13 protein-coding genes are annotated in these 13,590 nt (G+C 37.6%); 6 read left to right on the top strand and 7 right to left on the bottom strand.

The window, feature by feature from the left end; all coding sequences use genetic code 11:
- Positions 1 to 48 precede the first annotated feature (48 nt).
- Positions 49 to 531, top strand: coding sequence for a phosphate-starvation-inducible PsiE family protein (locus tag MMY79_RS02975; RefSeq protein ID WP_004789131.1), 483 nt, complete (start codon positions 49 to 51; stop codon positions 529 to 531).
- A 48-nt stretch (positions 532 to 579) separates the two neighbouring features.
- Here MMY79_RS02975 and MMY79_RS02970 read toward each other — a convergent pair whose 3' ends face one another.
- Positions 580 to 963 carry an RcnB family protein gene (locus MMY79_RS02970; RefSeq protein WP_004789127.1) on the bottom strand — a complete coding sequence of 128 codons (384 nt, stop codon included), beginning with the start codon at positions 961 to 963 and terminating at the stop codon, positions 580 to 582.
- A 164-nt stretch (positions 964 to 1,127) separates the two neighbouring features.
- On the opposite strand from MMY79_RS02970, the gene MMY79_RS02965 reads away from it, so the two are divergent.
- Positions 1,128 to 1,574, top strand: coding sequence for a hypothetical protein (locus MMY79_RS02965; protein WP_252611890.1), 447 nt, complete (start codon positions 1,128 to 1,130; stop codon positions 1,572 to 1,574).
- A 278-nt stretch (positions 1,575 to 1,852) separates the two neighbouring features.
- Here MMY79_RS02965 and MMY79_RS02960 read toward each other — a convergent pair whose 3' ends face one another.
- Both MMY79_RS02960 and znuD read right to left on the bottom strand, forming a co-directional pair.
- Positions 1,853 to 3,316, bottom strand: a complete 1,464-nt coding sequence (locus tag MMY79_RS02960; RefSeq protein WP_252611886.1) for a phospholipase D family protein — start codon at positions 3,314 to 3,316, stop codon at positions 1,853 to 1,855.
- Positions 3,317 to 3,391: 75 nt separating this feature from the next.
- Positions 3,392 to 5,467 carry a zinc piracy TonB-dependent receptor ZnuD gene (znuD, locus tag MMY79_RS02955; RefSeq protein ID WP_252611884.1) on the bottom strand — a complete coding sequence of 692 codons (2,076 nt, stop codon included), beginning with the start codon at positions 5,465 to 5,467 and terminating at the stop codon, positions 3,392 to 3,394.
- Positions 5,468 to 5,603: 136 nt separating this feature from the next.
- Here znuD and MMY79_RS02950 point away from each other — a divergent pair, with 136 nt between their 5' ends.
- Both MMY79_RS02950 and aspS read left to right on the top strand, forming a co-directional pair.
- A complete protein-coding gene (locus MMY79_RS02950) occupies positions 5,604 to 6,368 on the top strand; it encodes a DUF4184 family protein (protein WP_252611881.1) in 765 nt (254 codons plus the stop codon).
- A gap of 170 nt (positions 6,369 to 6,538) precedes the next feature.
- Positions 6,539 to 8,323: an aspartate--tRNA ligase gene (gene aspS / locus MMY79_RS02945; RefSeq protein ID WP_252611879.1), complete on the top strand. Its 1,785-nt coding sequence runs from the start codon at positions 6,539 to 6,541 to the stop codon at positions 8,321 to 8,323.
- Positions 8,324 to 8,387: 64 nt separating this feature from the next.
- Here the strand turns inward: aspS and MMY79_RS02940 are convergent, their stop codons facing one another.
- Complete coding sequence (locus MMY79_RS02940; RefSeq protein WP_252611875.1) at positions 8,388 to 9,416, bottom strand: stealth conserved region 3 domain-containing protein; 1,029 nt, start codon at positions 9,414 to 9,416, stop codon at positions 8,388 to 8,390.
- Between the two features lie 203 nt (positions 9,417 to 9,619).
- Between MMY79_RS02940 and MMY79_RS02935 the strand changes: the two genes are divergently transcribed.
- Complete coding sequence (locus tag MMY79_RS02935; RefSeq protein WP_174732785.1) at positions 9,620 to 9,838, top strand: hypothetical protein; 219 nt, start codon at positions 9,620 to 9,622, stop codon at positions 9,836 to 9,838.
- Positions 9,839 to 9,876: 38 nt separating this feature from the next.
- On the opposite strand, the gene MMY79_RS02930 is transcribed toward MMY79_RS02935, so the two are convergent.
- Entirely contained in the window at positions 9,877 to 10,806 is a 930-nt protein-coding gene (locus MMY79_RS02930) for a lipooligosaccharide outer core biosynthesis glycosyltransferase GtrOC6 (RefSeq protein ID WP_252611873.1), read from the bottom strand.
- Between the two features lie 29 nt (positions 10,807 to 10,835).
- Positions 10,836 to 11,591, bottom strand: a complete 756-nt coding sequence (locus MMY79_RS02925; protein ID WP_252611871.1) for a glycosyltransferase family 25 protein — start codon at positions 11,589 to 11,591, stop codon at positions 10,836 to 10,838.
- 68 nt (positions 11,592 to 11,659) lie between these two features.
- Between MMY79_RS02925 and ghy the strand changes: the two genes are divergently transcribed.
- Positions 11,660 to 12,550 carry a glycosyl hydrolase Ghy gene (gene ghy, locus MMY79_RS02920; protein WP_252611868.1) on the top strand — a complete coding sequence of 297 codons (891 nt, stop codon included), beginning with the start codon at positions 11,660 to 11,662 and terminating at the stop codon, positions 12,548 to 12,550.
- Here ghy and MMY79_RS02915 read toward each other — a convergent pair.
- On the bottom strand, positions 12,547 to 13,581 hold the full coding sequence (locus tag MMY79_RS02915) for a glycosyltransferase (RefSeq protein WP_252611866.1): 1,035 nt from the start codon (positions 13,579 to 13,581) through the stop codon (positions 12,547 to 12,549). The two genes, ghy and MMY79_RS02915, sit on opposite strands and share 4 nt — an antisense overlap.
- Positions 13,582 to 13,590 lie beyond the last annotated feature (9 nt).

Here is a 13,590-nt window from a genome sequence, read left to right as displayed (position 1 = left end):
AAATTTGTTTAATTTCTAAACATTAAGAAACAAACAAAAGATCTTACTATGCCTGATCCTAAAAAATACGAGCGAATACTTGACCGTTTTGGTCATTACGCCGTAGAAGCCTTCCACTATTTAGCCCTGTTTATTATTGGATGTATGGTGGCTTGGTCCGCAGCCAATACTGTTTTTGAAATTTTGACTGTCAAAAAGTATGCTTCAATTGATGATATTTTATTATTATTTATATACTTAGAACTTGGTGCGATGGTTGGAATTTACTTTAAAACCAATCATATGCCTGTACGCTTTCTTATTTATGTTGCGATTACGGCCTTAACCCGCCTACTCATTTCAGATATTCAACATGACCATAAAGCGGATATGGATCAAGTCATTATTACCGGCTCAATTCTTATTTTAGCCCTGTCTATTTTGGTTGTTCGTTTTGCATCTTGGAACTATCCTTCAGTAATGAAAGAGAAACATGCAAAAACACCAACACCCTTAAAGCCCCCTCAGCCTCAAGATGATGAATTAGCATAAAAAAATGGCCTCAATATTGAGGCCATTTATATATTCTAGATTTCAAAATTAACGGACACGATAAATTTGGTGTTTTGAGTCTACGAGTAAATATTGATTCGGTGTTTTAACCCAACGGTATCCACGTGGTGGCTCATACAAACGATGCGATCTCCAGTCTGAAACATAATAGCGACTATTGCGGTATTCTGCTGGAACACGATCGCCACGCTTAAATGCTACATATCGGCCATAGTGCTTACCACGATCGGCATTTGACCACTGTGGAGCACGATGATCATTTCGGTAGTCATGACGGCGGTCATCACGATGTTCATATCGATCATAGTTTTTACCATGATTATTGTCCCAACGATGACTTGTATCGGCCATCGCAGTAGCTGACATACCCAACATTAATGTTGAAAGTACAAGAACGATTGGCTTTTTCATGGCCTATTTCCTTTTATCTTGATCTGAACCTAGATTAAAAGAGAGTCAAGGAGAAACCATGAATAAAACGGCTTTGATTGATATTGTTTGTAATGACTATAAAGAAAATATGAAGAATCTGTATCTGTGCTACCATTACCATTTTTCAAACTAGGTCAATTGCTGTGTCTGAAATCAGTTTTGAACGTCTTCATCAATTTTTTTGCAAAGTTCCAACCGTACAAGAAGCCCGTATCATGGCACATGGAGCAGATGGCGAACATGCTTGGTGGTTTAAGTTCAGTATTGATGTGGAACATCCTTTAGCATGGCAAACAGTTCAAGAATTAGGACATGTTTTAAATTACCTATCAACCAATGAACGTCTACCGACGTTATTCTTCCCTGTTTCTCCACCGCCTTATATGAATGGTGAAGCAAAAGATTTTTTATCGTGGATTATTCAGTGTAATCATCCTGAATTTAACCCAGATGTGGTTTGTGACTGGCTTGAGGCACGTTTACCAAATCCTGTTGATGATGAGTCGCAGTGGAAGATTAAGACTGATTTGAGTGAGTTGGAAAATTTAGATGATAAGACTTTGGATCAGTTGATTCCTCCAGCGCCTTAAATTATTTGAATGATGGGATAGGCTAAGTGATATAGAAATTAAATATTTTCCAATATTCGCTGGTGCTAAATGTCATCCACAACCTGACCGAAATTTATGAATATATTGTTTTTGCAATAAAATCGGTTAAATGAAGGTATTGAACAGGTTTTGTGGATGACAAATGCCTTTGGTTACTTTGGGCAAAACCAAAGTAACGAATAAGCTCCAAGTTTAGAATCAAACTAATTAAGACTCCGTCGTGAAGATAGAGCCTCAAGCTTTATATAAACCTAAGCTTAGAAAGTCGACAACCCTGACCATTCCATAAAACGATAAATCCAATACTTCACTTTAGACTCATCTGCATACTTCGCGTAATCCACGCTCATCTGTCTACCTTGTAGGTTTGACCAAGAGGTATTGAAGTAATCTTGAGCATCTTTAAAGACCTGATTTTGAACTTTACCCACAACCAACATATCAGTTTCAAGGTTGTAATTTTTTAAATTACGAGCTGTAAAATTAGCAGACCCTACAATCAACTCAGCTTGTTGGTCGTTATATTTCAAAATCATTTTGCTATGGTTCTGCTCACCATGTGTGTCACACCAACGGATTGGAATGCCCACAGCATGTAGCTCTGAAGCCACCTGACGGTTTGGAATACCATTCTTTTGTCGACCAAATGCATCTTTATTTGGATCAAGTAAAACTCGGACAATAACCCCTCTTTCTTGAGCATTTTTTAGAGCCTGAATAATCTTGCGTTCAGATAAATAGAACATACTTAAATCAAGATGCTCTTTAGGCTTAGCTGAGTTAATCAATTTCAATACAGATTGATAAATCGCCCCTTCAGTTAACACCTGAACTTGAGGTTTGGTTACGTCTTTTTCAAAGTCACCTAAAATGAGCGATGGAGAACTACTACCTGACATTCGTGCAACCGCAGCTTCAGATTGTAAAACATCTGCGGCTGTCGCTCCTGTTACAACTAATGCAACATTTGAGTGTCTAGAACTACCATCATGTGGATTTGCTGAAGTCACCAGCGACTTCCAACCAGCATCGGTATCGACAACTACAGTTTTACGGTGATTCGCCTTAAAGTTAAATAAGTTCAAATAACTGCGCAGTGTAATTTTTTCATCACCAAATGGATTTGGTAACCAGCCTTTTTCAGGGTTATTTCCAACATTCTGACAGCAGATGTACCATAAGCCTGACCAGAATGGATTAGAAGCACGTAAAGGGCCTAAATTGGTTTCAATCACATCTACACCTGCTTGACGTAACTGACGGTAATGTTCAGGGTTTAAACCACCATATACCGAGTTAATCGGGTCAGTAATTAATACAATCTGGATTTGGCGATTTTGTCTTTTTTTACTTACTAATGCATCAGTTAACTCTTGCATCAGTGGTCTTTGCTTCAGTTTTGAGTCACCCACTTCTGAATTAAACAAGAACATATCGACCACAACCGTGGTTTTTGCCTCATCAATCATTTTCAAGATTTCATTAAAGATGTGCTGATCAACCTGTTGTTGCCCTTTTGCGTCAAGGTAGGTTTTATCTGCTAAAAATTTGACATCGGCATGTCTAAGCTTGCCACTAAAGTTGATCCCTTGTGGCAATGGTTTTACTGTGTGGTAAATTGCCGATGCAAGATATGCAATAGCAACAACGCAAAGTAATATCGCCATATAACGACGCCCTGACCAATTTATTTTTTGATGAATTCTTTGAAAAATACGCATAAAAAAGACCTAACTTGATGCTTTCAAATTAGGTCTTTTGGATTGATTTTTCAAGTTTAGTTTCGTGTTAAAACCTTAAAAACTAAAATCAACACCTACCGTAAAATTGCGTCCAACTTGTGGAATATTTGATAAGAACGATGCATGTTGATAGACCGTGTCATCTAACAAGTTATTTGCTTTCATATAAACACGATAATCTGTTTTTGCACCATATTGCCCAGAATATGCCACCCCAAGATTGAGCATGTTATAGCCTTCAGTGTCAGTCTCGTAAGCTGCGATCTTGTCTTGGTTAAAGACATGATAATACTCGGCAGAACCACTAAAACCATCACCAAAATCTGCATCGACTTTAGTACCTAAACGTCCTGCGGGAATACGCGGAGCGTTACCCTCTGCATCAATTTTACCGCGTACATAATCACCAAAAGCACTGATTTTGTACATTGGGGTAATTTGATAACCAATTTCACCCTCTGCACCATAGAAGCGTGCTTTATCTTGAGTATATTGAACTAAACGGAAGTCTTTATAACGGTCAAGGGTTTGCGCATAGATGTAGTCATCAAACCAGTTATGGTAAACATGAAGATGGTAATCAAGTTTGTTGTTATCAAAATGAAAACCTAACTCAACATTATTCGATTTTTCCTTACTGAGTTGATCATTTCCTAACTCATAAGTATTTGTCGCAAAGTGCCCACCATTTGCATATAACTCTTGAGCTAAAGGTAAACGCTCTTGATGTGAAGCGACAAAAGAGAGTTTATAGTTTGGTGCAAACTCCCAATTCGCAGCACCTGCGTAGGAAAATGCAGAGCCATCAAAATCTTGTTTAGAGTTATCGTCTACATCAACTTCTTGCTGATCTGCACGTGCAGAAAGCTCAAAATGTACGTCTTTCCATTGTTTATGTTCTAAAGCAAATACGCTCCACTTTTTGGTAGTGGTCGGTGCCATAAATGCTTCTTCGCCAGTTAAATTCAGTTTTTGTTGGCCTAACTGTGCACCGATCACCCCTTCCCAACTTGCAATCGGGTTATGTACTAACTCAACACGCCCGTCATAACCTTTGTTTTGGAATCGGGTTGCAATTGCTCCCTCTTCAATTTCATCATGCTGATAGTCAGTATAGCTCGCTTGTGCACGTAACTTTTGGAAGCCAGCAAATGGATCATTTAACTCAGTTTTAAAATCATAACGCTCAGATTTTAAGTCAATCCATGGGCCGCCATGTTCGTGATCATGTTCTTCATGTTCATGATCGTGAGCTTCTTCACCCTCTTCATGATCATGGTCTCCACAATGCAAATGTGCTCTTCCACCTAGATGAGCACTACAACTTTCATATTCATGACTATGCCCTGGTAAGCCATATTGATCGCGACGGTTGCTATAAGAAATACCCGTATAACCACCGTCATAAATCCAAGACAATCCAACGTTAACTGAATCGCCCTGAGCAAAAGTATTGTCTACACGGCGCTCTTTTACACCTTCATGAATGTAATTTGGTGCAATGTAGTTATTCGCATCACGTGTTAACCCTTCAACACGTAACGCGACTTGGTTGCCCAAGCCAACAGTTACTCCAGCACTCGCCAGTTTTTCATCACTTCCTGTGTTGTAACGTAAGCCAACTTGTCCTTCATAACCGTTTTCAGGCATTTGCGTAGGGATCTTGTTATCAATTACGTTGACTAAACCGCCTACTGTTCCAGCACCAAACAGTAAAGTTGAAGGGCCTCGAATCACTTCGACTTGCTTTGCAAGTACAGGATCTACCGTTACCGCATGGTCAGGAGACAAGGTCGAGACATCAATATTTTCTGATGAATTTTGGAGTACTTTAACGCGTGGTCCATCTTGTCCTCGAATCACTGGACGACTCGAACCAGCCCCAAACTGATTAGCGTAAATTCCTACTTCACTACTAAGTGCATCTCCAATGGTGGCAGCCCCTTGCGATAAATGCTTTTGGTCAACAACAGTATCTGCAACAGCAAAATCTTGTGAAGTTTGCTCAAGTGGATGAGCCTTAATTCGAATGGTTTCTAACTTTTCTACATTTTCACTTTCTGCTGCAAACGAAGGAACGGATATGACAGCTAAAATGGATAAGGTCAAAATATTTTTATAAAACTGCATTGGATGTGTCCCGGATCACGATATGTTTTATTTTGTTATATTATAACATTTCAATTGTATTGCAATAAAAAACATTTCTAATTAGACGATTCGTTAGACTAGTTAACCAAATGATGTGAGTAATTTTTGATTTCTAATGCCTTTTACCATCTCTCATGCCGTTATAGCACCACCTCTTTCCAAGCTTAGCCAAAACACTTTACCGATTGCTGCGTTAGCCATTGGCAGTATGACACCAGATCTTTACCGCTTATTTACAGTTCAGTCCAGCATGCTGACGCACCAATGGAAAGGTCTGATTTATCCCAACCTTGCATTAGGCCTCGTCTTTTGTGCAGTTTGGTATTTTCTTTATCGTCCAGTGGTTTACCGTTTTTTTGGTGTGCAACATGATCTTGGCCTCAGCTCTTTAAAACGTATTTTTATGTTTTTCATTGGCGTTATATTTGCACTCATTGTCGGAATAGCGACTCATCTGATTTGGGATGGTTTAACACATGCAGACTTTCGAACATTTGTATTTAAAGATGTTTTAGCGACAACTATTCATTTTTTTGGTCATCCGTACCCCTTGCATCGTCTTTTACAACTTGGCTCCTCTGCTCTTGCCTTACCTTTTCTCGGTTGGATGTGTATTCACTATTACCAGCGCCATAAGCAACATTGGAAAGTAAGTAAAAAAATTAAATTTTTCGCATGGACTCTGTTTATTCTATCTACAGTCTTAGGTTTATTTTCACTTTGGGATTATGCACGCTACATACCCCATGAAGTTTGGCATGCCGATACCTATTATTTTACAGGTCGTTCTATCAATGAGTTTATGCAAGGTTGGTTAAGTACCTTTAGCTTAGGATGCTTATTATTCTTGTTTTTAGATCGGCAACAAAGAATGGGGTGAATCAGAAAATTTGCTACCAAATTGCTCATTTTCAGGTTAATTGCCGTGGTTTTTTGATCTAGTTCTTGTGGCAAACCATGCAACAAGGCATAATCGAAAACTTATTTTTTTGACGGTGCGCGGTTTACGCATCCGTCTTTTCAGCCAATATAGTTTGGATATTTTTCATCATGATGCGAACTCATTACTGTGGCTCTTTAACTGAAGCCCAAATCGACCAAACCGTTACACTATGCGGTTGGGTACATCGTCGCCGCGACCATGGCGGTGTTATTTTCCTTGATATGCGTGACCGTGATGGTCTCGTTCAAGTGGTTATTGATCCAGATACTCCAGAAGCATTTGCAACTGCAGATAAAGCACGTTCTGAATATGTATTAAAAATTACAGGTCGTGTTCGTCGCCGTTATGAAGGGACTGAAAATGCCAACATGGTGAGTGGTCAAATTGAAGTTTTAGGTAAAGACATCGAAGTTCTTGCCGCTTCAGAAACACCTCCATTCCCATTAAATGATGAAAATACCAATATTTCTGAAGAAATTCGTTTGAAATATCGTTTCTTGGATATTCGTCGTCCTGAAATGTTGGATCGTTTACGCTTCCGTTCTAAATTGACCAATCTTATTCGTAACTATTTCGAAGATAATGGTTTCTTAGACGTTGAAACACCTATTTTGACACGTGCAACACCTGAAGGTGCGCGTGACTACTTAGTACCAAGTCGTGTACAAAATGGCAGTTTCTATGCACTTCCACAATCACCACAATTATTCAAACAATTGTTGATGGTGGGTGGTATTGATCGTTACTACCAAATCGCGAAATGTTTCCGCGACGAAGATTTACGTGCTGACCGTCAACCAGAATTTACTCAAATCGACGTTGAAACATCGTTCATGAGTGACGATGACATTATGGACTTAATGGAAGTCCTAACTGTGAAGATGTTCGATGAACTTCTTGGCGTTAAATTCGATAAATTCCAACGTATGACTTACGCAGATGCAATGCGTGACTACGCATCAGACAAACCTGATATGCGTATTCCGTTGAAACTCGTTGACGTTGCAGACTTAATGCAAGAAGTAGAGTTCAAAGTATTTGCTGGTCCTGCAAAAGATCCTAAAGGTCGTATTGTTGCCTTACGCGTTCCGGGTGCAGCAGCATTGCCACGTAGTGCAATCGATGAATACACTAAATTCGTTGGCATCTATGGTGCAAAAGGTTTGGCTTACATCAAAGTTAATGAACTCGCTAAAGGAATTGAAGGTCTTCAATCTCCAATCGTGAAATTCATTGAACCGATCGTACTTGAATTGTTGGCACGTGTTGGTGCACAAGATGGCGATATCGTGTTCTTTGGTGCTGATAAAGCTAAAGTTGTAAATGATGCAATGGGCGCGCTTCGTGTGAAGATTGGCCATGATTTGAATCTTTCAACTTGTGAGTGGGCTCCACTTTGGGTTGTTGACTTCCCAATGTTTGAAGAAACTGACGATGGCAAATGGACTTCTGTTCACCATCCATTCACTCTACCAAAATCAAGCGTAGAAGAAGTGAAGAGCAATCCAGGTGAAGCACTTTCTGTTGCTTACGACATGGTATTGAACGGTACTGAAGTTGGTGGTGGTTCTCTACGTATTTATACATTAGAAATGCAAAAAGCGATTTTTGAAGCGCTTGGTATTTCTGATGAAGAAGCAGAAGAGAAATTCAGCTTCTTATTAAATGCACTTCGTTACGGTGCTCCTCCTCACGGTGGTTTGGCATTTGGTCTTGACCGTTTAGTAATGTTAATGACTGGCGCGACTTCTATTCGTGACGTTATTGCATTCCCTAAAACTAAGACTGCTGAATGTCCGCTTACTCAAGCACCTGCTCCTGTTGAAGCAAATCAGCTTCGTGACTTGGGCATCCGCTTACGTGAGAAGCCAAAAGCTGAAGAATCTAAATAATTTTTAGATTTTCAAATAAAAAACCCTGCTTATGCGGGGTTTTTTATTCATTAATTTTCAAATTTTAATGAGATATTTCTTTTTCAAAACTTGAGAGCGTTTGAAATTTTTGATCAAAAATTTGAATAATTTCTGTTTTAAGCTTTTCAAAATCGACCACATGTTCATCATCATTTAGACAAATTTGTGGAAGTTGTTCATTCTTAATAACCTGATTAATTTCAGGAAGATTTTGTAGCCTTAAGTTAAAGTTTTGGCCACGTTCAAATATATTGACAGGATAAAAGCGGGATGAGCACAACTGCCACAACCGAAAAAGATACTGATTAACATCTAAAGGCTGTCTAAATCGATGACTTGATACTTCTTTTAAATAAGCTTCTTCAGTTTTCCAAACTTCTTCAAATACCGATTTCAAAAAAGGTTGAGGCAAATGAGTACTATAAAAACTTGAAAATTTTCGATTATATAAACTTAAAAAATTACCCAAATTACTACTCATAGAATAGCGATAGTTAAAAAGTGCATAGGGATTTTTATGAAGTAATTTTCGCTTATCAAAATGCTTATTAATTATTGCAACATCCGTTAGGGCAACTGCGCCTAAAAAGTTCTCTTCACCTACAACCATAAGTGGCTGTAAACGCACACCATCACAAGGTAAACCATTTCTAAAAAAGAACTCAGGCTCTAAAGGCCTATTGATAAAAGTATCATCATTAAAATAGACAAAATGCTCTGCTAACCCCTCAATTTTATGAATATTGATTTCAATAGCATGTGAGCTAAATGTCGGTAAACAGTCTGATTCCATAATTTGATCATGTGTGACCAAATTTAACTTAGGATGATTTTTGACTAAAAATTCAGGGAAATGGCCACAAGTCACCAAGTGGATTTTTCTAACCCACGGACAAAATTTCTCAACAGATCGAAACCAGTAATGAAGATTATTCCAGTCGCGATAGCGACATTGATCAACAAGTTCACACGCCTTTGTTTTAGTTTCTTTGGATTTATAATATAAGTATTGCTGCTGCCATTTCGTATCAGTTGAGTCTACCCAAATCATTACAAAATCAACAGGCTGCATTAAACATATATCCAAATAAGTACAGAAATTTACTAGAAAATTTCAGATAAAAAATGGAATTCAAGGTTTATTAATGTTAATAAAAATTCACAATTTATTCATATTTTTAATTTTTCTACACAATTGACTCAATTTAGACTCTATTGAGATGAAAGTGGGCAAGTGGCATAATATCACCACTTTTTCTCCCTTGGTGATTCATTATGGCAATGCGCCCTGATGTACGTCGACATGCTTTAATCGTAATTGTATTCTCTCTTGCGCAATGGTTTTTCATGCGCTATATCCTTGCAAATGAATTATTTAACATCACTACAAGTCAACGTATTCTTTATTTCTGCGTAAGTAGCTTAGCAGGTGCATTGCTTATTTTTGTTGCACTGATTTATATGGTTTTAAAAGGAAATGCGGATAAAAATTAATATCCGCTTTCCCCATAAAATTTAGATAATCCTAAAATTTATTTCCCAAGATAGTTATCACATAACTGTATCAATTCTGGATGTCTGTCATGCTGATGGACAATAGGAATGATTTTTTGGTTACGATTGATAATAAGCCCTTGATCATTAATTGTAATTTGATCTATTGGATACAATCCAAGAGTTACAATAATAGACTCAAATGGCTGACAGCGAGTTACATCAGCTAAATCATTGGTAATTAATAGTTTATTGTGCATTGCCTGATCATAAATTCTTTCAGACATTTTTTGATATGGCTGTTTGCAGAATTCTTCAATCATTTTATTGATGTAGACTTTAATCGAGTTCATATCTCCAATTGTAACGCCTGAGCACGAAACCTGCTCATCTTTCGCACTATTATAAAAACCATCTCCATATGCATCGATAATCCATTTTTGATTATATTGCTCAGTGCCTATCGTATAATCTGGATTTTCCATACCAACAAGGAGCCCTTTGCCAAGATCTTGAAAAGGATTACCCTGAAAAAAAACATCTCGCACATCGCTGAGCAGCACATGTGAAGCATCAGGATGGCTTTCAACAACTTCATTATATTCAAAAAAGCGACTCACATGCGGATAGCCTGTGATTTTAAGGGCTTTTATTTTTGAATCAGGAACTGCTTCATTTACACTTAATCCAATAATTTTCTTAAGAATATTTTTTATAAACTTAAACTTGTAAATACCTGAGTATTTTGACTTCGATTTAAATTTCCCAATAGTTGAAACTTTAAATTCAATTTTAAAATTTTTGATATCTGAAAATGCATTAACAAACTCTGTCATTTGCTCTTTATAGATAATTAAAGTTAATACGCCATCAAAGTCTGTCTTTTCCAAAGAATATACAAAAGAGGAAATGAGATCAGCACTGTATCCAGTTGCTGACCCGATAATAATATTTTTTTGCTTAATCATAAAATTACTAAGAAAATCTAAAAAAACGACTAAATTATATATTTATTAAGTATATATTTCTTTAGTTTAACTCTTAGGTAACGTAACAAATCACCATCATCTTGTGAAATAGGTGTAATTAAGCTTCTTTCCTTTTCTAAATAACTTAACGCATCATTATTTTCGATGATCGGATGATCGAATAAGAAACTGACATAGAAACTGAAATCACCTCGTCCAACAAGGTCTTGCCAGTGATCATAAATTTTTATCGGCTGATGATAATCAACCAACATTTGTGCCATTTTACGGTCTACAACATAGGCATACGCATAGGCTAGTTTTTCAAGATAATCATAATCAACTTTTAGAATTTTTTGGTTATACAACTCTTCGGGTAAAAACTTTCCTCGAACACGATTGCATATTTTCATTTGAATACCACCCAAGCTTAGGAAAAAGCACGGACCTAGATTCAAAGAACTAATATGTTTTTCTAAATCTTGGAAATCAATTTCAAAACGTTCGATCACATCATCTTCAAAAATAATGGCATATTCTTCATCAGAATTTAAAAAATCTTTTAGTGCAGCAATATGAGACATGGCACAACCAAGCTCACCAGGCGTCATCGGTTTTTTCTTGCCTGCTACACCCTGTTGAAAATACTCACTAACACTTAAATTTTTACCGATTACCCCAAATTGCTTAAATTCATCGCGATATTTGTAAAATGTTGCTTGAGAGTACAACTTTTTTAAACGTTCACTATTAGCAGATTCAATACTGATTAAATATTTTTTCATTTCATTCAAATGTTAAAATGAGTCAAGGATAGTCTATCTAATTATAGTTATATCGAGTGTAAAATTTAATGCTAAATCGCCTGATTCAAAAAAAATGGTACAAATACCAACAAGCAAAAAAAGCAAAATCTTTTGACTCTCATTGGTATATGCGTTTTGGCTGGTTAGAACAACCGTTTACAACACTTGAGCAATTAGATTCTCTCTTTGAGATCCACTCCCCTAAAAAGTTTACATTTGCAGATAGCTTTTATGCTTATGAAAATGGTCGTCATTTCATTTTCTTTGAAGAAGTAGATGACAAACATCCAGTAGGCTTTCTTTCGGTCTTAGAAGTTTTTAAAGATGGCACTTACGCACCACCCGAGACAATCTTAAAGCTCGACTACCACCTTTCTTATCCTTGTGTATTCAAAGTAAAAGATACTTGGTACATGATCCCAGAAACTTCTGCCAACAAGACGATTGAACTTTGGAAATGTACTGAATTTCCACTGAAATGGGAAAAGCATTCTAATCTGATTGAGAATATCGAAGCAGTCGACAGCACACCTTTTTATCATGAAGGCTTATGGTATCTTTTTACTTCAACGCGTCGTGATTGTAAGAAATTTGGTGATCGTTTAGATCTATTCTTTACCGAAGATATTTTAAATCCGAACTGGCAAGAGCACCCAATGAACCCAGTGTGCCGAGGCAGTCAGCAGTTCCGTATGGCGGGTAAACCTTTTATTTGTAAAGGGCAACTGGTTCGACCAAGCCAAGATTCGTTAAAACGTTATGGCGGCAATATCGAATTAAAAGCGATTACTCAGCTTAGCCCGACAGCTTATGAAGAAAAATTACTAGAAGTAGTTTTACCAGACTGGAATCAAGCAGATGACGGTTGTCATACCATTAATGTCGAAGATAACTTCGTAGTACTTGATGCCATTCGCCTTACACCAAAAAATAATTAAGTTTTCAGCAGGCCTTTATAAATATTAAGCGTCTGCTCAGCCATGGCTGGTACAGTCAGTTCAGCCTTGGCTTTTGCATACAAAGGGCCAAAGTCATTTTGAGCCTCAGGTTGAAGCGCACATTTAATCGCTATTGCTAAACCTTGTGCATCTCCAATTTCTGCCAGATATTGCTCTGGCAACCACTCAATCACACCGTTCACTTTGGTTGAAGCCATTGCTTTATCGGCCTGTAAAGCTTCGACCATGACGAGTGGAAAACCTTCACGATCTGATGACAAAACCACGATATCTGCTAATTGCACCAGATCTCGAGCATCGGTTCTAAACCCAAGAAAAGCGACCCGATCTTGCCTGTTTAATTCACTGACTTGTTTTTCTAAACTTGCTCGAAGTGAACCATCACCAATAATCCATAAATTGGCATCAATCTGTTGCATCGACTCAATCAGTAAACTGATATTTTTTACTGGCTCTAGACGTCCAATACACATAACAACTTTTTTGCTTGTGTCTAGTTCAGCAAAATCATTTTGAATCGATTGAACTAATTTTTCTTTATTTTCCGTTGTAAGTACAGGTTGAGGATAGACCCCGTTGTAAACCACGTGTGCTTTAGACTCTGGAATGCCTTGTGTTAGCGCTTGGCTCACTGCAATAACTGCATCACCTGCTAAATAAGCAGACTTATTCTTTTTAGTACCATGTACTGTTGTCACAAATTTTGGACCAGATAAAAATGGCTTAATTCGGGCAATCAGCTCAGCCGCCTTTCCTGCTTGTGCATGAACAATAACAGGTTGAATTTGCTGGATAAGATTTTTAAGTTGCCAGAGTAAAAAAATATTCCAACGGCTACGTGCAAAATCAACAGCATGAAAATGTACTTGTTGGCTAAATTTGTCTAGATAGCAAGGATGTGCAATCACATGTACTTCATGATTTAAAGCAAGCTCATTAACAAGGTTAAAAGTGTGCTGCTCTAAACCACCAATTCCACCACTAGTTGCCAATACCTGAACAATTTTCATAGCTTGCCT

This window comes from Acinetobacter sp. XS-4, from assembly GCF_023920705.1.
Classification (GTDB): Bacteria; Pseudomonadota; Gammaproteobacteria; order Pseudomonadales; family Moraxellaceae; genus Acinetobacter.
This window is presented reverse-complemented; position numbering and strand designations above follow the sequence as displayed.